The sequence below is a fragment of the Flagellimonas olearia genome, assembly GCF_009184425.1.
Lineage (GTDB): Bacteria > Bacteroidota > Bacteroidia > Flavobacteriales > Flavobacteriaceae > Flagellimonas > Flagellimonas olearia.
In genome coordinates, this window is record NZ_WELG01000002.1 from 51,668 (window position 1) to 73,390 (window position 21,723).

Annotated in this window: 14 protein-coding genes and 1 tRNA gene; 11 read left to right on the top strand and 4 right to left on the bottom strand. The window is 45.6% G+C overall.

Going from position 1 to position 21,723, the window contains the following annotated elements; translation table 11 throughout:
• Position 1: 1 nt before the first annotated feature.
• Together F8C76_RS09640 and F8C76_RS09645 are read left to right on the top strand one after the other, a co-directional pair.
• Positions 2 to 439 (top strand): TPM domain-containing protein, encoded by a 438-nt coding sequence (locus F8C76_RS09640; RefSeq protein ID WP_152131556.1) that lies wholly within the window; start codon positions 2 to 4, stop codon positions 437 to 439.
• Positions 420 to 1,211 carry a TPM domain-containing protein gene (locus F8C76_RS09645; protein ID WP_152131557.1) on the top strand — a complete coding sequence of 264 codons (792 nt, stop codon included), beginning with the start codon at positions 420 to 422 and terminating at the stop codon, positions 1,209 to 1,211. The genes F8C76_RS09640 and F8C76_RS09645 overlap by 20 nt, the downstream gene beginning before the upstream one ends.
• A gap of 8 nt (positions 1,212 to 1,219) precedes the next feature.
• Here F8C76_RS09645 and F8C76_RS09650 read toward each other — a convergent pair whose 3' ends face one another.
• Positions 1,220 to 3,919, bottom strand: coding sequence for an outer membrane beta-barrel protein (locus F8C76_RS09650; protein ID WP_152131558.1), 2,700 nt, complete (start codon positions 3,917 to 3,919; stop codon positions 1,220 to 1,222).
• Between the two features lie 336 nt (positions 3,920 to 4,255).
• On the opposite strand from F8C76_RS09650, the gene F8C76_RS09655 reads away from it, so the two are divergent.
• Both F8C76_RS09655 and pbpC read left to right on the top strand, forming a co-directional pair.
• Entirely contained in the window at positions 4,256 to 9,811 is a 5,556-nt protein-coding gene (locus F8C76_RS09655) for an alpha-2-macroglobulin family protein (RefSeq protein ID WP_152131559.1), read from the top strand.
• Position 9,812: 1 nt separating this feature from the next.
• Positions 9,813 to 12,191: a penicillin-binding protein 1C gene (pbpC, locus tag F8C76_RS09660; protein WP_249042391.1), complete on the top strand. Its 2,379-nt coding sequence runs from the start codon at positions 9,813 to 9,815 to the stop codon at positions 12,189 to 12,191.
• Positions 12,192 to 12,193: 2 nt separating this feature from the next.
• Here the strand turns inward: pbpC and der are convergent, their stop codons facing one another.
• Positions 12,194 to 13,495 (bottom strand): ribosome biogenesis GTPase Der, encoded by a 1,302-nt coding sequence (gene der, locus F8C76_RS09665; protein WP_152131560.1) that lies wholly within the window; start codon positions 13,493 to 13,495, stop codon positions 12,194 to 12,196.
• Between the two features lie 76 nt (positions 13,496 to 13,571).
• Here der and F8C76_RS09670 point away from each other — a divergent pair, with 76 nt between their 5' ends.
• Positions 13,572 to 14,081, top strand: coding sequence for a GTP-binding protein (locus F8C76_RS09670; RefSeq protein ID WP_116216178.1), 510 nt, complete (start codon positions 13,572 to 13,574; stop codon positions 14,079 to 14,081).
• On the opposite strand, the gene era is transcribed toward F8C76_RS09670, so the two are convergent.
• Together era and F8C76_RS09680 are read right to left on the bottom strand one after the other, a co-directional pair.
• Positions 14,078 to 14,959: a GTPase Era gene (gene era / locus F8C76_RS09675; protein ID WP_116216179.1), complete on the bottom strand. Its 882-nt coding sequence runs from the start codon at positions 14,957 to 14,959 to the stop codon at positions 14,078 to 14,080. The genes F8C76_RS09670 and era overlap by 4 nt on opposite strands.
• Positions 14,949 to 16,313, bottom strand: coding sequence for an alanine/glycine:cation symporter family protein (locus F8C76_RS09680; RefSeq protein WP_152131561.1), 1,365 nt, complete (start codon positions 16,311 to 16,313; stop codon positions 14,949 to 14,951). Before F8C76_RS09680 ends, era begins: the two co-directional genes overlap by 11 nt.
• 114 nt (positions 16,314 to 16,427) lie before the next feature.
• Here F8C76_RS09680 and F8C76_RS09685 point away from each other — a divergent pair.
• From F8C76_RS09685 to F8C76_RS09710, 6 genes are all read left to right on the top strand, one after another.
• A tRNA-Met gene (locus tag F8C76_RS09685) sits at positions 16,428 to 16,500 on the top strand.
• A gap of 273 nt (positions 16,501 to 16,773) precedes the next feature.
• The gene (locus F8C76_RS09690) at positions 16,774 to 17,499 is read left to right on the top strand and encodes an NUDIX hydrolase (RefSeq protein WP_152131562.1); all 726 of its coding nucleotides are present in this window, start codon (positions 16,774 to 16,776) and stop codon (positions 17,497 to 17,499) included.
• 20 nt (positions 17,500 to 17,519) lie between these two features.
• On the top strand, positions 17,520 to 20,033 hold the full coding sequence (locus tag F8C76_RS09695) for a ThuA domain-containing protein (protein WP_152131563.1): 2,514 nt from the start codon (positions 17,520 to 17,522) through the stop codon (positions 20,031 to 20,033).
• A gap of 45 nt (positions 20,034 to 20,078) precedes the next feature.
• Positions 20,079 to 20,840 (top strand): ThuA domain-containing protein, encoded by a 762-nt coding sequence (locus tag F8C76_RS09700; protein WP_211372144.1) that lies wholly within the window; start codon positions 20,079 to 20,081, stop codon positions 20,838 to 20,840.
• Complete coding sequence (locus tag F8C76_RS09705) at positions 20,840 to 21,250, top strand: PTS sugar transporter subunit IIA (protein ID WP_170284016.1); 411 nt, start codon at positions 20,840 to 20,842, stop codon at positions 21,248 to 21,250. The genes F8C76_RS09700 and F8C76_RS09705 overlap by 1 nt, the downstream gene beginning before the upstream one ends.
• Positions 21,243 to 21,713, top strand: coding sequence for a PTS sugar transporter subunit IIB (locus tag F8C76_RS09710; RefSeq protein WP_129653438.1), 471 nt, complete (start codon positions 21,243 to 21,245; stop codon positions 21,711 to 21,713). The genes F8C76_RS09705 and F8C76_RS09710 overlap by 8 nt, the downstream gene beginning before the upstream one ends.
• Positions 21,714 to 21,723: the final 10 nt, after the last annotated feature.

The following is a 21,723-nucleotide window of genomic DNA, read 5'->3' on the forward strand; positions in this document are numbered from 1 at the left end:
CATGTCGTATGTAGAGGAATTTTTAACAGCAGAGGAGGAGCAAGAGATTATCAATGCCATTGTTGAAGCCGAGAAAAACACCTCTGGTGAAGTTCGTGTGCATATTGAAGCCACTTCCAAAATAGATCATTTCAGCAGGGCCCAACAGCTATTCCATTTCCTAAAAATGGATAATACCAAGGAAGCCAACGGCGTACTCATCTATGTGGCCGTGGATGACAAAAAGTTTGTGATCTATGGCGATAAGGGCATTGACCGCGCCGTACCAAAAGGGTTTTGGGACAGCACCAAAGACACTATGGCATCCCACTTTAAAAATGGAAACTTTAAACAGGGGATTGTAGAGGGTGTATTGACCGCTGGAAAGGAATTGGAGGCCCATTTTCCATGGGACCATAACGACACGAACGAATTGAGCGATGCCATATCCAAAGGGTAGCCTTCTTATACTTGCTTTTTTAAGTTTTACCCTGTCATGGGGTCAATTCACCATACCCGAAAAACCCCAAAAACAGACCAGCGTATACGACTATGTAAATCTGCTTTCCGCACCCCAAAGCCAAGCTTTGGAGCAAAAGCTTATTCGATATTCGGACAGTACTTCCACACAGATTGTCATCGCCATTATTAGCTCCACCGAAGGAGAGAACATTAACTATTTGGGCGCCCAATGGGGACAAAAATGGGGCATTGGACAAGCGGATAAGGACAATGGCGTGTTGGTACTTTTGGCCCGGGACGACCGAAGAATCGCCATTAATACCGGATATGGCGTAGAAGGTTCCTTGACAGACCTTATGTCAAAACGCATTATTGAATCCATCATCATCCCTGAATTTAAACGAGGGGACTATTACAGTGGTCTGGACAAAGGGGCCGATGCCATTTTTCAGGTCCTGAACGGGGAGTTTACGGAAGACCGCACCTTTGGAAACAACCCAGGGTTTCCTTTCAAGGCCCTGTTCCCTTTTATCATTTTCATTGTTATCCTAATCATTCTTTGGAGTAGAAAGAACAACAACAATGGCAGAGGGGGCGGACGCCGTGGCAGCGGTCTAGACATTTGGGACATGATCATCCTCAGCAACATGGGCCGAAGTTCTGGTTCCTCCGGGGGCTTTGGAAGCGGTGGTGGATTCAGTGGAGGCGGTTTTGGTGGCGGCTTCGGAGGCGGAGGCTTTGGCGGAGGCGGTGCTTCCGGCGGATGGTAAAAAATCCATTAAAGCCTCATAAAACGAGGACCTCCGCGTCTTTGGGGACCTCCTCCCTCACCAAAGGAATTGAATTTGATGGTGAGACTTCCCATAAAATAGCGTTTTAATGCCGTTCCTTGAAAATCCTGTACAAAATCCTGCCCTGTGGTCCTTCGTGTATTGATATTCTGGTTGAGCAGGTCATACGCCAACACTTTAAGGGTTGCCGTCTTCTTGAACATTTGTACGCCCAAACTCATGTTCCAAAAGAGGGCATCTTTATCAAAACCACTTCCCAAGTTTCCGTTGTAGCTGTATACCACATCATTGCCCCACACCACATTTTCGGGCCAGAAAGTGGTCATTTTAACCGATAGGCTGTGTGTTATAAAATCAATATCATCCACCATGTCCAAATTATAACGAGTAGCATTCATACCCAAGGTGTAATTGGGCTCCAGCTCCACCATTTCCATATAATTGAACCTTAAACCTATCCTCGGGTTCAGGTTTATATTACTGGCCTCCAATTTATTGCCATTGGTAAAACCCACCTCTTTTCTAAAGTTGGCATTGGGGTTGAACGTAATCCCCAGCGTGTACAGACTGTCTTTTTTAATCTGTTTTGAATAGTTGATTCCCGCCCATCCACGGTAATTGCCCTCAATATTTTGATAGGTTGTGGTCCGTATAAAGTTGGCATCGGTGGTCGTACTGGAAACTACCTTGTCCTTTTCAAAACTCATCCCGGAATACAAAAATATTCCGGTGCGCTCCTTCCAATTATAATCATTGAAGTTGAGATAGATGTTATGCGTGACCTGAGGCGCCAAATCCGGATTTCCAACCACAATGTTCAAGGGATTGTTCACATTGGGCACAGGCTGTAATTGGTTCACGGAAGGCACATTGACATTGGTATTATAGTTGGCACTGATTCTTTTGTTGTTCCCCAAATTGTAGTTGAAATAAGAACTGAGCAAGAACTTGGAATAATCCTTGGAAAACGAAATGGACTGTATACGGTCCTCATTTTCAAGGTCAATGCCCTCATATCTTGCCTTAAGGTTGAATCTAATTTTTTGCCCATTGGACACAATCCCAACTTCAGGGACATGTTTTTGGGTGCTAAAGTCAAAATCCGAACTCAAGGTGGGATTAAAGACATAATCTCCGGTTGCCTCACTAAAATCCATGACCGACCGGCTGTTTTTTTGGTCACTATCACTGTACTGATATTCAAAATCCAGAAAAAGGTCCTTTTTCAATGGCTGCCTATATACCATTCCCATTTCATAGGAATCCTCCGCATTGTCCATTACGGTCTGCTGGTCCAGAATCTGCCCACTAGGGTCATCCCCATAAATAGTACGTTCCGAGTTCAATGCAGACTCGGTGTCATTTATTCTGTTGTTATTATTGAAATAGACCCGGACAAATCTCCCCAAAGTATCCAGCTTCTTCATGACATCGAGCCTATTGGAAAAATTGCGCTGCATCCCATCACTGGTTCTAAGGGAGGTATTGCTATTGATCAAATCCCCAGCTTCGTTCCTGGATATGGTATTTTCCGTATCGGTTGAGTTGGTCCGGTTTACACTTAGGGAAGGTTCCAGACTAACGCGGGTAGTCTTATCGATATCAAATTCCATATTGGCCGTAGCTTGATTCGAATTGGTGGTTCCCACAAAATTGGTTTCGGTATCGGTGAAAAAATTACCGGTGGGCAATATGTTCTCCCTTGATATTCTTTCATCGTTGTAGGAATCGCTATAGGAATAGAAATAGTTGCCATCTGTTCGGTAGCGATCCTTCTCCTGATTGGCATAACTGGCCCCAACGGTAGAGGAAGTCGCAATTCCCTGGCCAAATCCAAAAGAGGTGTTTCCCACGGCAAAGGACCCATTCTGCCCAAATCTCATCCCATTCCCTCTTGCCCTTCCTACCATATCATAGATCTCATCGAATGAAAAACCCGGATTGTTCACATTATTGGAACTTCCCAACAGGCTTACCCTTTGGGTATCGTTAAAGTAGTTCACCAAGCCATTGGCCTGGTATCGATCATCTGTACCATATCCTGCGGACAGGCGTCCCATGTACCCCTTGTTCATGTTCTCTTTCAAGGTAAGGTTGATGGTCTTGGTTTCCCCATCCCCTTCTTCACCCATAAACCGCTGTTGTTTGGTCTTGGTATTGGTAATTTGGATTTTACTGATCACATCCTTGGAAAGGCTCTTGGTAACCACCTTGGGATCTTTACTGAAAAACACCTGATCGTTCACCAAAACCTGATTGACCTCTTTGCCGTTTACCGTGATTTTGCCCTCGCTATCCACCTCCACACCCGGAAGCTGTTTCAATAATTCTTCCACCGTGGCATCGGGTCGGACAGTAAAGGAATCGGCATTGAACTCCAAAGTATCCTTTCGTATCGCTATGGGAACTCTTTCGGCGATTACATCAACTCCTTGGAGTTCTTGCAAGCGTTCTTCCATTTTTATTGTGCCAAGATCCACCATGGGCTTAAGCTGTACTTCAATGCTCTTTGACTCAAAACCATTATAGGAAAAATTCACTCTAACCCTTTTGACCGAAGTTTTGCCCTCCAAAGCAAAGCTTCCATTGGCATTGGTAATAGTGTATGAAATAAGGGTACTATCTTGGGCGGACTCTGCATATATAGTGGCCCCCTCCAAAGGAGTTTCATTGGTTGAATCCACCATTTTCCCCTTAACAAGAAAATCTTGCGCCGAAACGGATAAACACGATAAAAAAAAGAGAGCAGATACTATGAACGACTTGGTCAAATGGTTGTCTATTTTCTGGTTTTGAGATAATTCCTACAGAAAAATATTATTTTATATAAAGCCAACCATTCGGTTTAACGAAAATTTGGTATCAAATATCCCCAAATCATAAAAATATCATAATGAGACATCCTTGTTAAAAGATCTCCTCGTAAATCTTAAGACGCCATCCGTAAACTAGTAAAGCCTTGTATCCAATTTTAACTATCTTGGTTCTGGCAAAAGTCTTAGTTTAATCAATTCCCGTTTGGCATGTCCCGTTTTTGTAAATTTCTTTTCGTATCCCTACTTGTTTTAACCGTTTCCTGTAAGAAAAAATCTGATGAAACCGCAACTGACAACCTCTTCAAGTTCAAGGAGTATATCAGTTACCATACCCACGGCAACCAAAGTATTTCCACCCCCATCACCCTTGCCTTGGCGCAACAACTAGATCAATTTGAGCTTACCCAGGAACTCCCCAATGACTATTTCAAGATTTCTCCCAAAGTCGATGGAAAACTGATCATAGAAAATGGCCGGGAACTTACCTTCCAACCTTCGGAATACCTAAAACCTGACACGGAATACACCGTCACAGTGGCCCTCAACAAGCTTTTTGAGGGTATTGAGGGAGATTTTAAAAAATATACCTTCAGCTTTAAGACCATTGCCCCAAACTTCAAGATCAATTTGGGCACCCTGCAATCCTATAGCAAGGATTGGCAATATTTGACAGGGACCTTGGATGCTTCCGATATCTTGGAAGCCTCAAAAGCCATTCAAGTACTTTCTGTACAACAAAATGGCAACAACGTACCGATCACATGGGACGAAACCACGGAAAATGCCCAATATTTCAGTTTTCGAATCGACAGTATTTCACGCAAAACAGAAGACAGTGAGCTACTTATCAATTGGAATGGAAAAGCATTGGGTGTGGACAACCAAGGCTCCGAGACCTATCCGATTCCAGGCTTGAACAAATTTGTGATCGTGGATGCCAAGACCACTTCGGCTCCCAATGCAGTGTTGACCCTAAACTTTTCGGAACCCCTTAAACCCAATCAAAACCTAAAGGGTCTGGTCACCATTGAAAATGCCGAAAGTCTCCGTTATGAAATCGATGGAAACCTTCTAAAAGTATATCCATCCAACCGAATCTTGGGGGAAGTCCGCGTCAATGCATTTGAAGGCATTAAAAGTGAGTATGGCTTTACCTTAAAAAACACATTTTCCGAACTGGTTTCATTTGAGCAATTAAAGCCTGCCGTTCGGCTCATTTCCAAAGGAACCATCCTGCCCAATGCCGCATCCACTCCCATTTATTTTGAAACCGTAAACCTTTCCGCCGTTGAAGTAAGGGTCATCCAGGTGTATGAGAACAACATGCTGCAATACCTGCAGAACAATGACCTCACCCAAGATTACGACCCCGATTTAAGACCTGTGGGTCGAAGGGTGGCCTACAAAGTGATTCCTTTGGCGAAAAAAGGTGGTGAAAACACAAGCTATTGGAAGGCTCATGCGTTAGATCTTTCCGAGTTGATAAAGATTCACCCGGGGTCCTTGTACCGGGTAGAGTTCAGCTTCAAAAAAGAACACACTACCTATGATTGTGGCAATACGGACAATCCTGAAGAAGTCGAGGAATACGTCTCCCAAAGCTCCAGCGATGAATCGTTGGAGGAACGGTACTGGGACAATGAAATCTACTACTGGAGAAATTACAGCTACAACTGGGAAGAGCGCGACAATCCATGTCACCAAGCCTACTACAATTACGACCGCATTGCCTCCACCAATTTATTGGGCAGTGATCTTGGACTTATTGTAAAAAAGGGGAACAATCGCTCCCATCATTTTGCAGTGACCAATCTATTGACTACCAAACCGGAAGCTGGAACCCCTATCAAACTGTACAATTTCCAACAGCAATTGGTGGGCGAAGTAACCACGGATGCTTCTGGCTTCGCTGTTTTTGACAGTGATACATCCATTGCTTTTGCCGTGGCCCAAAAGAACAACAACTTTGCCTATGCCAAACTAGCGGATGGCAACGCCCTTTCCTTGAGCAAGTTCGATGTCTCTGGGGAGGAACTTCAAAAGGGACTCCAAGGCTTTATCTATACCGAGAGAGGAGTGCACCGCCCTGGCGATGTCATCCACCTTACCTTTGTCTTGGACGACAAAGGCAATCCCTTGCCCAAAGATCATCCCGTAACCTTGGAGGTCAGTGATGCCCGCGGCAAATTGGTGCAGCGCAATGTGCTCACAGCGGAAGCCGCTCCCATATCTGAAGGGCTCTATGCCAAAAAAGAAGAAAAATTCCACTATTTCCCCATTCCCACCCAACCCAATTCACCGACTGGGACCTGGAATGCCAAAATCATCGTGGGAGGGGCACAGTTCAATAAGAGCTTAAAAGTAGCCACCGTAAAGCCCAACAGACTCAAAGTAGACTTTACCTTTGACGATGAAGTCCTTAAGGCCAACACCAACAATAAAGGGAAAGCAACCGTTCAATGGTTGCACGGAGCACCTGCCCGAAACCTTAAAATCGATATCAATGCCTCCTTGGAACAAAGCAGTAGCGCATTCCCCAACTTCAAGGGATATGTTTTCCAAGATCCCGTGCGGAGTTTCAACCAGACCGAGCTACAATGGATCACCTCTAAATTGGATGCCAATGGGGTTTTGGACATCAACGAAAAAATAAGCATCAATGGCAATGCTCCTGGCATGCTGCAGGCTACTTTTACCACAAAAGTGTTTGAAGGCGGTGGGGATTTCTCCATCGATGTCTTTTCCAAAAAACTGGCCCCCTTTTCACATTTTGTGGGACTTCGCTCACCAGAGGCCAAACGATATGGCTCCTTCCTGACCGATGAGAATACCTCTTTTGATGTAGTGTCGGTCAATGATCAAGGAAAACCGTCGGGGAACCGAAAATTAAAGGTGCAAGTATTCAAAATTGAATGGCGCTGGTGGTGGAACCGGGGCTATGACAATCTCTCACGATACGAAAATGCCACGGTACACCGTCCCTTCAAGGAAATGGAAATAACCACGGGTGCCGATGGAAAAGCCAACTTCAACATCAATGTTCCCGACGAGGAAGGCGGGCGTTTCTTGATTCGGGTGATTGATGAAGCCTCTGGCCACGCCACAGGAAGAACCGCCTATTTCTACCGCAATTGGGGGAAGAGACCCGCTTCCGGGGATACCGAAAGTTCCAAAATCCTGGTCTTCTCTGCTGATAAGGAAAAATATCAATTGGGAGAAGAAGCTGTAGTCACCTTCCCTTCGGATAGGGGTGGACGCGCATTGATCAGTATTGAAAATGGAACCGAGGTCCTTTCCCAACAATGGATCGAGACCTCGGCCCAAGAAACCAAGGCCACGATTCCCATCACGGCCGAAATGGCGCCCAATGCCTATATTAATATCTCATTGTTGCAGCCCCATGGACAGGTAAAGAACGATCTGCCTATCCGTCTGTATGGTGTGGTGCCCCTTTTGGTTGAAAACCCGGCCACCTTTTTGGAACCGCAACTTTCCGTGCCCGAGGTGCTTCAACCCGAGAAATCTTATACAATATCCGTTTCCGAAGCCAATAAAAAACCCATGACCTATTCCCTTGCTGTTGTAGATGAAGGTCTATTGGACCTGACCCGTTTCAAGACTCCGGACATCCACAGCTCGTTTTACGCAAGACAGGCATTGGGGGTAAAGACCTTTGATATTTTTGATGATGTCATGGGTGCCTACTCCATCAGTGTGGACAATATTTACGCCATTGGTGGGGGTGGAATCGGTGCTGGGGCCAAAAATCGCAAGGCACAACGCTTTAAACCTGTGGTCACCTATTTGGGGCCCTTCACGTTAAAAGCTGGGGAAAAGGCATCCCATACCATTGACATGCCCAATTATGTGGGTGCCGTCCGTACCATGGTGGTGGCCGGAAATCGCAACAGCGCTTATGGGAATGCCGAAAAAACCACTCCGGTACGCAAACCTCTGATGGTATTGACCTCCATTCCCAGAAAATTGTCACCCGGTGAAAAAGTGACCATCCCTGTAACAGTCTTTGCCATGGAACCCAAAGTGAAAAATGTAACGGTTTCCATTGATGCGGGCAAGGCCTTAGAGCCCATTGAAGGCACCTCCAAAAGTATTACGTTCAACTCGGTTGGGGAACAGATCGTGAATTTTGATTTTAAAGTCAACCCCACGACCTCCTACCAAACCATAAAGGTTACGGCTTCGGGCGCTGGGGAAAACGCCAGTAGTGAAATCGAGATTGATGTGGAAAACCCCAACCCGATCACCACAAAAAGTGAACTGTATACCATTGATGCCAATGGTTCGCAGACCCTATCCTTTGAAACCTTCGGCACTTCGGGAACCAATGAAGCTTTTGTGGAGTTTTCTACCCTCCCCCCCATGGATTTTTCAAAACGAATGGATTATCTGCTGCGCTACCCCCACGGTTGTGTGGAACAGACCACATCCGCTGCATTCCCACAATTATTTTTGGCCGATGTCTTGGATGTTACTTTTGAACGAAAAAAAGACATCGAGAAAAATGTGAAGGCAGCCATCCGCAGATTGGGTGATTTTCAAACCCCATCTGGCGGACTCAGCTACTGGGCAGGCTATGGCAATGCCGATGATTGGGGCACCTCATATGCCGGTCATTTTATGTTGGAGGCCAAACAACAAGGCTATCAACTGCCATTGACCTTCTTGAGCAATTGGCTGCGATACCAAAAGAACACGGCCCGCCAATGGAGCAATCAGGCTACGGGATACAACACTGATGTTGCACAGGCTTACCGCCTCTACACCTTGGCCTTGGCTCAACAACCGGAACTGGCAGCCATGAACCGACTACGAGAATCCAAGAACTTGAGCAATGAGGCCAAATGGCGTTTGGCAGCGGCTTACGCCTTGGCCGGCAAGAAAGAAGTGGCACAAGAGATTGCACAAAAGGCGAACATCGACTTCACTCCCAACAATTACAATTACAGAACCTATGGTTCTGTGTTCCGAAACCGGGCCATGGCCTTGGAAACCTTGGTCATTTTGGGGGATGCCCAACAACGGGAGCTGGCAATTTCCTTGACCAAAAACCTATCATCACAACGTTGGTATAGCACCCAGGAAACGGCCTACGCCCTACTCTCCCTATCTAAAATGGTGTTGAAGAACGGTGGCAAGTCCATTGATTTGACTTTTATCCAAAATGGGAAAGAAACGGCCGTAAAAACCGATAGGGCCATTGCCCAAAGAGGTCTTGCCATTACTGCTTTCAACAATGAATTGCAGATAAACAACAAACAGGGCAATACCATTTATGTCACCCTCACGCAAACCGGAAAACTTCCTGTTGGTGAAGAATTGGCCCAACAGCAAAACCTGAATCTGTCTGTGGCCTATCTGGATGCCATTGGAAACGCAATCAATATGAACGAGCTTAGGCAAGGAAGCGAGTTTCAGGCAAAAATCACGATTTACAACAGTTCCAATGATTATGTGGACAATGTGGCCCTGACCCATATTGTGCCCAGCGGATGGGAAATCGTGGACACTTCCTATGCGGGTGGTGACAATGGTAATGCTTCCAAAGCGGATTATGTGGATACAAGGGACGACCGTACCCATCTATATTTTGACCTTGGTCCGAAAAAATCAAAAAGCTTCACGATAAAACTGAATGCTTCATTCCTAGGCGATTACTATCTGCCCGGAGCACAAGCCGAAGCCATGTACGACAATAACTACCAAGCCCGAAACAAAGGACAATGGATTAAAGTGGTTCAGTGATGTGGCGTGGATAAAAAACATATCGCCCCTACGAAAAACGCTTACCAAGCATAAAATCAAGATAAGTGTCCTTGGCGCTGTCTTGATTTTATGGTTGTTCTGTCTGCCCAAAAAACTGTTCCAAGACCCTACCTCCACGGTCGTCAACAGTTCCGATGGGATTCTGATCGGGGCTAGGATTGCCGATGATGGGCAATGGCGGTTTCCCCAGTTGGACTCCGTTCCCAAGCGTTTCGAGGAGTGTATCCTATTATTTGAGGATGAATATTTTTACAGACATCCCGGCTTCAATCCCATTTCCATCGTCAAGGCGATTGGACACAACCTTACCAAAAAAACTCGTAGGGGTGGAAGCACCATTACCCAACAGGTAATTCGCCTAAGTCGGAAAAACAGGGGTCGCACCTATTGGGAGAAGTGTATTGAGATTTTTATGGCCACCCGATTGGAACTAGGATATTCCAAAGAGGAGATTCTGAATTTATACGCTTCGCATACCCCCTATGGCGGCAATGTGGTAGGATTGGAAACGGCTGCATGGCGCTACTTTGGCCTTCCCGCCCATGAATTGAGTTGGGGACAATCGGCGGCATTGGCGATTTTACCCAATGCACCCTCCTTGATCTTTCCCGGAAGAAATGAGCAGGTGCTTTTGGGCAAGCGGAACCGGTTGTTACAAAAGTTATGGGAAAAGGATGTGATAGACGAAACCACCTATGAATTGGCCTTGGAGGAGCCCTTGCCCCAAAAACCCATGCCCCTCCCAGATGTGACGCCCCATCTTACGGAACGGATTAGAAATGGACACCCGGGACAACGCATTACAACGTCCATTGACCGCCCCCTACAAAATCGACTCAACCTATTGGCCGAAAGACACTATCAGCAATTAAAAAGTAACGAAATCCATAATCTGGCCATTTTGGTACTGGATGTGGAAACCCGAAAGGTTTTGGGCTATGTGGGGAATTCCCCTTCGGGGAAAGACCATGCCAATTATGTGGATATCATTACCAAGAACAGAAGTACGGGAAGTACCCTAAAACCCTTTCTTTTCGCTTCCTTGCTAGATGAAGGTATTGTGTTGCCCCATAGTTTGGTCGAGGATGTTCCCACCGTCATCAACGGATACCATCCCCAGAATTTTGACAAAAAACATGCGGGTGCAGTACCGGCCAGCAGGGCACTTTCCCGCTCTTTGAATGTCCCTGCGGTACGATTGCTTAGGGAGTATGGGTTACAAAAATTCTACAACAAGCTCAAAAAAATGAATTTGGAATCACTGGACCGCCCCTCTTCGTATTATGGATTGTCCTTGATTCTCGGGGGAGCCGAAAGCTCTTTATGGGAAGTGACCCAAACGTATGCTGCCTTGGCCTCCACCTTGAATTATTTTGTGGACCACTCGAGCACCTACCGCCCAACCGAGTTTCTGGAACCTTCTTATCTTCTAGAGGATAAACTGGATTTTGGGGAACAACAATTCGACCCATCCATTTTTGGTGCGGGAGCCATCTATAGCACCTTTCAATCCATGATGGAGGTGAATCGCCCGGAAGGGAGTGAGAACTGGCAATTTTTTGATTCCTCCCAGCCCATTGCTTGGAAAACGGGAACTAGTTTTGGGTTTAAGGATGCCTGGGCCGTGGGCACCACTCCCAAATACACCATTGGGGTCTGGGTGGGCAATGCCGATGGGGAAGGCAGACCTGGCCTAACAGGAATCAACGCAGCAGCCCCTATTCTTTTTGATGTACTGGACGCCCTGCCCTACAGCAATTGGTTTCAAGAACCTTTTGATGACCTGATCGAGTTGGAGGTATGCACCCAAAGTGGTTACCGTGCTTCGGTCTACTGTAGCGAAACCCAAAAGGAGTATGTGCCCACCCACGGTACACGAAGTGGTCCCTGCCCCTATCATCAGCAGGTATTTCTGGATGCCTCGGAACAATTTCGGGTGCATTCCGACTGCTACCCTTTGGAAGACATGGTAGCCCAAACCTGGTTTGTGCTCCCCCCCGTACTGGAGTACTATTATACCACATCGCACCCCAATTACGCACCGCTACCTCCGTATCTGGACGGATGTTCTTCCGTGGAAAGCCAACCTATGGATTTTCTTTACCCGAAGCGGAACGAGACCATTTTGCTCCCCAAGGATTTGGGCAATACAACTTCTGATATCGTCCTAAAATTGGCGCATCAGCAGTCCAATGCCATTGTCTACTGGTATCTGGACGAAACCTATTTGGGCAAGACCGAAAATTTCCACGAACTGATTCTGGACATCAAACCAGGGGATTATGTGCTTTCCGCCACGGACCATTTGGGCAATCGCCTAGAACAATCCATCCAGGTCCGGTTGGCCTCAGAAAACTAAGCCTACTTCTTCCGCATAAAAATGGTAATGGGCACTCCGGTGAAATCAAAATTCTCCCTAAGCTTGTTCTCCAAAAATCGCTTGTATGGATCGCGCACATATTGCGGTAGGTTACAGAAAAAAGCAAATTGCGGATAGGGTGTAGGCAATTGGGTACAGAACTTGATCTTTACATATTTGCCCTTGTAGGCCGGAGGAGGTGTATGCTCAATGATAGGGAGCATTATATCGTTCAATTTTCGGGTCACGATTTTCTTTGAACGATTTTTGAAAACATCCACTGCCGTTTCGATGGCTTTGTAGATCCGTTGCTTGGTCATTACCGAAATAAAGAGAATGGGCACATCCTCAAAAGGTGCGATGGCCTGTTTAATTTTAGCGGTATATTCTTTCACGGAATTGGTCTCCTTTTCCACCAAATCCCATTTATTCACCAATATCACGATTCCCTTGTTGTTCCGTTGGGCCAACCAGAAAATGTTTTCCACCTGCCCATCGAAGCCGCGAGTGGCATCCAACATCAAAATACAGACATCACAATGCTCAATAGCCCTTACGGAGCGCATTACCGAGTAAAACTCCAAATCTTCCTTGACCTTGGATTTTCTTCGGATTCCGGCAGTATCCACCAAATTGAATTCAAACCCAAATTGGTTGTATTTGGTATCAATACTGTCCCGAGTGGTCCCTGCAATATCGGTAACAATGTAACGGTCTTCCCCGATCAGGGCGTTTATAAAGGACGATTTTCCTGCATTGGGTCGTCCCACAACGGCAAAACGGGGCAATTCACTCTCTTCTTCCTTCACATCGGGCAATACTTCCACCAAGGCATCCAACAACTCCCCAGTTCCACTTCCATTGATACTGGAAAGGGTGTAGTACTCCCCTAATCCCAAGGCATAGAATTCCACGGCGTCTGCCATTCGTTGTGCATTATCCACCTTGTTCACAGCCAAGAAAACAGGCTTATCAACCTTACGGAGCAATTTGGCCACATCCTCATCCATTCCGGTAATCCCAGATTCCACATCGACCATGAAAATTATTGCATCGGCCTCGCCTATGGCGAGTTCCACCTGCCGGTCGATTTCCTTTTCAAAAACATCATCGCTCCCCAACACATATCCTCCCGTATCGATCAAGGAAAATTCACGACCGTTCCAGTCGCTCTTCCCGTAATGACGGTCGCGGGTTACCCCGCTCACGGCATCCACTATGGCCTCACGGCGTTGTATCAATCGGTTGAAAAAAGTGGATTTCCCTACATTGGGTCGCCCTACGATGGCTACTATAGCTCCCATCAGCATTAAATTTTGGCAAAAGTACCATTTATTATGAAGAAAAAATGATACCTTCTTTTATCTATTTCAATATGTTATGAGTGATTTCACCAATGAGATTGTCCTTAGGCCCCGATTTCAGTTGGCCTTGAAAACCGATTTGGACCACATAAAGCAGGTTTTTGATTCGGTTGGGGACGGACAATTTGTGGTAAAACGTTTGGACGAGCACATCTACATCCGGTTCCAACCCTCTGAAATCACCTTTTGGTCCCCACAGCTCCATCTGGAACTCATTTCCTTTGAGGAAGGAGAGAGCCAAATCCATGGGGTATTTGGCCCCAACCCTACACTTTGGACGTTTTTTATGTTCCTCCATTTTGGTGTGGGCACCCTCTTTGTGATCTTGGGTGTATTTGCCTATTCCAACCATTCGTTGGGAAAAGATGTGACCCTTTGGCTGGTGGGTATGTTCTTCTTGGTATTGATTTGGTTCGGGCTATATGCTTTTGGCCGTATGGGAAAATCCAAGGGAAAACCCCAAATGGAGCAACTCAAGGATTTTTTCAGGAAAATGGTCTCAGGCTTCCCCCGAGAATCGGTCTAGTTGTTGTACCCAAAGCGCTTAAGTTGTTGGCTGTTGCTGCGCCAATTTTTATTGACCTTCACATAGAGTTCGATATGTACTTGCTTTGCAAAGAATTTTTCCAAGTCTTTACGAGCTTCCACACCCACTCTTTTTAGGGCACTTCCCTTGTGCCCGATGATAATCCCTTTTTGGGTATCGCGCTCCACCATGATCACGGAACGGATTCGGATGATATCCTCGTCTTCCAAAAACTCCTCGGTCTCCACTTCTACTGAATAGGGAATCTCTTTTTTATAGTGCAGTAATATTTTTTCCCTGATGGTCTCATTGACAAAAAAACGTTCGGGTTTGTCGGTCAATTGGTCTTTGGGGTAGTAAGGAGGGGCTTCGGGCAGCAATTCCAAAATACGTTCAAAGACTTCCTTTACATTGAAGTTCTCCAAGGCTGATATGGGATGGATCTCCGCATTGGGAAGCACGGTCTGCCAATGTTGCATCTGTTCCTCCAAAGCTGCTTGGTCTGACGTATCTATCTTGTTGAGCAATAGCAACACCGGAATCTTACTGTTCTGTATTTTCTTGAAAAAAGCTTCATCCTTGAGCGCTTTTTCACCGATTTCCACCATATAGAGCAAAACATCGGCATCCTCAAAAGCCGATTTCACAAAATCCATCATGGAAGATTGGAGTTCATAGGCAGGTTTGATAATTCCCGGGGTATCGGAAAGGATTACCTGAAAATCGTCCCCGTTGACAATACCCAAAATCCGATGACGGGTCGTCTGGGCCTTGGAGGTGATGATGGAAAGTTTCTCCCCTACAAAGGCGTTCATTAGGGTAGATTTCCCTACGTTGGGATTTCCAATGATATTTACAAAACCTGATCTATGCGCCACCTTGCTTCAATTTTTTAAAATAGTTTTTGGCCGACTCATTTACTTTGGGTGATAAATACAGTACGGCAATCATGTTGGGAATGACCATTAGGGCATAGGATAAATCTATGAGATTTTTCACTAAATCCAACGATGCAATCGTGGCAAAAACCACCATCACAATAAAAAATACATTGTACCACTTCCCTATTTTGGGATTGGTAAGGAATGAAAGGCATTTTACCCCGTAATAGGAATAGGTAAACAGTGTGGAAAGGGCAAATGCCGTTACTATCACCATTAACAAAATGTCCCCAACCCCATAAAGTGTTGTTTCAAAAGCGGTCATGGTCATGGTAATTCCGCTGCCATCCTCCAGGTACGCCCCACTCAAAATAATGACCACGGCGGTAAAGGTACAAACCATTATGGTATCTATAAATGGGCCCAACATGGCCACCAATCCTTCCTTGGTAGGTTCATCGTTACGGGATTGTCCGTGGTACATGGGTGCACTACCCAGACCGGCCTCATTGGAGAACATGGCACGGCGTACCCCAACTATCACCAGGCCCCAGAATCCACCCGTGACTATAGTATCAAAATTCCAAGCCTCCACAAAAATCATCTTAAGGGCCGGCAATACTTCCCCAGCATTATTTGCCATCACAAAAATCACGGCCAAGAGGTATACCCCTACCATAAAAGGTACAATGGCCGATGCTACCTTGGCGATTTTGGAGAGTCCACCAAAGATAACGATGGAGGTAACTATGGCCAAAACAAACCCAATACCCAGTTTCCAATTAAACTCGCTGGTAGCCAATAAGGTTTCATGGGGTTTGATCACCCCCATAAAGGCTTCGGTAAACTGGTTGGCGGTAAACACGCCAAGAAAACCGAACAATCCGCAAATACTGAAAAAAATGGCCATGGGCTTTGCCCATTTTCCCATTCCCTTGGTAATATAGAACATAGGGCCTCCCTGTAATTTTCCATCGACATCGGTATCCCGGAACATAATGGCCAAACTACCGGAATAGAATTTTATACCCATGCCCAAAAGTGCGGTCATCCAAATCCAAAAAACAACCCCTGGCCCCCCATCATGGATGGCAATGGCCACACCGGATATATTCCCCAAGCCCACAGTGGCCGCTACTGCTGCTGACAATGCCTGAAATGAACTCACATCCCCTTTGGCATTCTTATCATCATACTTTCCTGAAACTACAGCAATGGCATGCCCGAAATAGCGATAGGGCGTAAATTTGGAGTAAAAAATCAGGAAAACCCCTCCTCCTATCAGTAATAGAAGCATGGGCCATTCAGTGTATGGTAGTATAGAGGACAGAAAATCATTGATTGCTTTCATAGGGTCAAAAACTCCGAATTTAGGGATTTTCAGCAGTATAGCCCCAAATGATTTAGGAATATTGGGTTTTGTTTGGAAATAACCGAAAAACGGTTGTATATTTGCCGTCCACATCGCGGGGTAGAGCAGTAGGTAGCTCGTCGGGCTCATAACCCGAAGGTCGCTGGTTCGAGTCCAGTCCCCGCTACTAGAAATTTAAACGGATTGCAGTTGCAATCCGTTTTTTTTTGCCCTATCCTTTCGTTTTCCAACCTACTTTCCCATAATTCTCCTGCGATTCAGACAAGGATGAAGTCAGAAATCAATTTTTAATTCACATAAAAATCCCTAAATACTGGGTTTTATGCCACCCATATTACACAACCCAAAACTCTTCAAAAATATTAATGCGTAAAAAATACGCTAATTAGTGCGTAAAATTTACACTAACTGTTATATTTGTTTTCACCAACCAAGAAAAATGTCAGATATAAACATCAATATTCCAGAAGTCTCAGTGGATTGTGTCATTTTCGGTTTTCATGCAACAGACCTCAAAGTCTTGTTACTAAAAGTCGATGATTCAGAATATTGGAGTTTGCCTAGAGGTGCGGTTTCGCGAAAAGAGTCCCTCGGCATGGCCGCATCAAGGGTACTGGAGGAAACAACGGGTATTGGAAATGTTTTTCTACAGCAGTTTCAAACCTTTGGCGCCGTAGATCGCTACAAACACTATTCAAAAGAGCAGACCAAAGCGGTATTGGAATCCTCTAAAAAAGAGGCGACCGAGAGCCTTTCCTATCAGAGCACCATTTCAATAGGCTACTATGCTTTGGTTGATTTTGAAAAAATAGCCCCCCCTTTTAAAGAATATCAATGGTGTGCCATTTCTGAAATTCCAAACCTTTTGTTCGACCACAACGATTTTGTGGATATGGCCCTTGTGGCCCTAAGAAAAGATTTGCGCTATTTGCCCATCGCCAAGCTTTTACCGGAAAAGTTTACGCTACGCGACATGCAAAACCTCTATGAAACCATCCTTGACCGGGAATTTGACAGGCGGAATTTCCACAAATTGTTGATGCGCTATGAATTTCTCATCAAGCTTCCCGAGAAGAGAAAAGGAGGGGCCAACAAGCCCCCAAACCTATATAAAATAGATGTTGAGAAATACGAAACCGCATTGCAGGATGGTATCTCATACTAAACCCACCAATTGATCAAACCATGAAAAGTCGCCAGTTTTTTATCTCTGTTCTATGGGTCTGGATCGTAGTCAGCCATGGAACCTTGCATGCTCAAGACCATGACACCAAAAAAACCAAGGTGTTTGTCATCGGGGCCGTGGACCAATACCACTCGCCCATGGCGGACAAATCGGAAAGCATGTTTGCCCAACTGGCCAACAAAAATAATTTTGAACTACATTTTACGCGGGATACCTCAGAGATCAATCCATTGAACCTGGCCCAATACGATGTGTTCCTTCAACTGCATGTAGCTCCTTTTGATCTTTCCGCTGCCCAACAATATACCATTCAGCAGTTTATGGAGAAAGGCAAGGGCTGGATCGGAATCCATGCTGCCGGACTCACAGGCACCCAATTTGACCAAAAGGGAAAAGAATATTGGAAATGGTATGAAAATCTCTTGGGTGGCGTAATCTATTCCCCCCATCCTCCGCTCCAAGACGGTTTGGTTCGAATTGTGAATTCAGAACACCCAATTACCAAGGGGCTATCCGCCAGTTTTACCCTGCGTGATGAGTGGTATGAGTTTGACCGGCTTCCGTCCCCACCCGTTAACATCCTTGCCATAGCGGACGAAAGCACATACGAACCCAGAAAACCTATGGGATATCACCCCGTGGTTTGGACCAATCCAAGTTATGACAAAGCGGTATACATAAGCATTGGCCACCATACCAGTTCGTGCGACAATCCAAACTATAGGACCTTGGTGGGAAATGCTATCAACTGGGCGGCCGACCAATATGGAAAGGAAGAAAGGCAGATGGATAGCTTTCTGGAAAGCCAAGCCACTATTCTGGTCAATCAGGTGGGTTATGACAGCAATCTTCCGAAAGAGGCAGTCCTTAAAAGCAAAAAAACCATTACTTCTGGAACAGCTTTCGCTTTGATCGATGCCAGAACAGGAGAAAAAGTATTTACCGGTTCCATTGGAAAATCGGAACAGGTCATGGATTGGTCGGATGATTGGTATACCACCATCAATTTCTCCCAATTCAATACTCCGGGCTTTTACAATATTGAGATAACGCTTGAAGACCATACGCTACAATCTTTTGATTTTGAAATCAATAGCCAACTAATCTCGAAAAGCTTGATCCCTGCCATCACCAAATTTTTTTATGGACAAAGGGCAGATTCCGAAGAAGAGCTCATGGGGGACGCCAACGTAAAACTTTTTGGCAGCGAAAACACTGTTGACCTTCGCGGCGGCTGGTGCGATGCTTCAGGGGATGTGAGCAAATACTTTTCGCATTTGGCGTATACCAACTACATGAATCCGCAACAGACCCCATTGGTGGATTGGTCCATGATGGAAACCGTGGAGGCCATTCCAAATCTTTTGGAGGCCACTGGAATCAAGGACTCGCTCATCCAAGAAACGTTCTACGGGGCAGATTACATCATGAAATCGCTATCCCCCGAAGGCTATTTTTACATGACCCTCTTCTCGTACTTCAAAAAAGACCCCAAGGAAAGACGTGTTGTGGGATTGTTAGCCGATAGTAAAACCACATCGGATTATCAAAGTGGATTTCGCGAAGGAGGAGGCATGGGTGTGGCCGCATTGGCCCGTATCTCCACATGGAAATGGAAAAGTAAGTACAGGCCCAGCGAATATCTGAAAGCGGCCGAGAAGGCTTATGCACATTTGCTGGAAAACAGCACCAAATACATTGATGACCATACCGAAAACATCTTGGATGACTATTCTGCCTTAATGGCCAGTACCGAACTATGGTTGGCCACAGGAAAATCAAAATACCAAAAAGATGCCAGGGCCAGAGCGGAAAAGCTTGTCCAAAGACAGTCCGAGGAAGGCTTCTTCTGGAGTGATGATGCAAAGACAAGACCCTTTTGGCATGCTTCCGATGCCGGACTTCCCTTGATAGCCTTGATCCGATATTTGGATGCCGAAAAAGACAGCGAGTTGAGAAGCCAGACCCTAAGTACCCTTAAAAAATTCATTGATTATCAACTACAGATTTCGGCAGAGACCGCCAATCCGTTCCAGTATCCCAGACAGACCTTCAAATATGAAGGCACTATCATGAAAGGTTTCTTTATCCCGCATGAAAACGAGAGTGGTTGGTGGTGGCAAGGCGAAAATGCCAGGATCGGTTCGTTGGCCACTGCATTGTTGAAAGGAGGGCGATTGGTATACCCAGCAACCACCCATTTGGGAGTGAGCGCAGAATTGGAGCAATCCATCAGTGCCTATCTAAACTGGATTTTAGGCACCAATCCCTATCAGGTGTGCATGATGTACGGTTATGGGCAGGTTAATGTACCCTATATGGCCTCCATGTATGGGCATGGGTCGGGTATTGGGGGCATTTCCAACGGGATTACCGGTTTCAAGGAAAAACCGGATGGCAGCGGAATTGATTTCAGATATGAGGATTCTGGCAATGAATGGCGATGGAGCGAGCAATGGATTCCCCATACCGCATGGTTTTTACAAGCGTTGACCGCCTTGGAATCAAAATAAAAAAGGGTTTGTTTCCCGATATGACAACTTAAAAAGATCAATCAAATGAAAACGATTTCTATACTGTTTACCGCTTTGTTGGGCTTGGTGATGACCACCTCAACATACTCCCAAACCAAAAAACGAATGATCGTAATTGCCGAGCGGGGTGAAATCCATGAAAGCTTTGTGGCCGCTGCTTTGGAATGGTTGGATGGCTATAGCGCTGCGAACCACCTGGAATATGACCTTATTACGGAAACCGATTCCATTTCCACCGACTTTTTGGAACGGTATGATTTGTTCCTTCAGTTGAATTTCCCACCTTATCGCTGGTCGGATGAATCAAAGGCCGCCTTTGAAGATTATATAGACAATGGCAAGGGCGCATGGATAGGATTCCACCATGCAGCACTCTTGGGCGAGTTCGACGGTTATGAAATGTGGGGCTGGTTTTCCAACTTTTTGGGAGGTATACGGTTCAAGGATTATGTCGCTAAAAGAGTGGATGGAGAAGTACATATTGAGGAGAAGGATCACCCAATTTTCAAGTCGCTTCCCAACCACTTTAACCTCCCTAGGGAAGAATGGTACACCTTTGACCGCAATCCAAGGGATGGCGCAAAGGTTTTGGCCACCGTGGATGAAAATAGCTACAACCCACCATCAAACATAACAATGGGAGACCATCCGGTCATTTGGACCAATCCCACCAAGAAAGCCAAAAACGTATACTTCTTGTTCGGTCACCACGGCGGATTGTTTGAAATACAAGAGTTCACCACACTTTTTGAAAACACCCTTCAATGGGCCCTAAAAAAAGATTGATGAGAAAATTTTTGATAGCAACACACGGCAAGTTTGCATCCGGTATAAAATCATCTTTGGATATGATCATCGGGGCACAGGACAACATTTTTGTCCTGGATGCCTATACCGAAAACAATAGTCCCATACAGGACCATTTGGATGACATCTTAAAGGAAATCGAAATAGGTGATGAGCTGGTCGTGTTCACGGACATCATGGGAGGAAGTATTACGAATCAAATCATACAACGGATCAATTCCAGCAATGCACATATTGTTTCAGGGGTAAATCTACCCTTATTGATCGAAGTAATCCTTTCAGACCCCAACGAAGATCTTCAAAAGGTCTTGGATGATGCCATTGAAAATGCAAAAACGCAAATCGTTTACGTGAGCAAATTGATAACTAAACAAACTCAAAATGATTAAATTAACTAGAATAGACGATCGACTAGTGCACGGTCAGGTCGCATTCACATGGGTGCCATCCCTCGGAGTGGACTGCCTTTTGGTGGCCAACGACAAGGTTGCCCAAGACGACTTTCAAAAAATGACCTTGGGCCTCGCCAAACCGGCCGGGGTAAAATTGGTAATCCGTTCCCTTGAAGAATCCATTCAGTTTTTGAACGATGAGAAAAACAAGTCCTTGAAAGTGCTCATCCTGATCAACTCAGTTATGGATGCTTTTGCCATGGTAGATGGGGTCAAAGAAATCAAATCAATCAATTTCGGAGGTATCCGTTCTGGGGAAGGAAAACGATTGATCTCCAAATCGGTGGCCATATCGGAAGAGGATAGCACACTTATACACACCCTGCTGGAAAAAGGGGTGGAATTGGAGGTTCGTCAAGTTCCCACGGACAAAAAGCAAATGATCGAAACCCTACTGTAACACCCTTCTT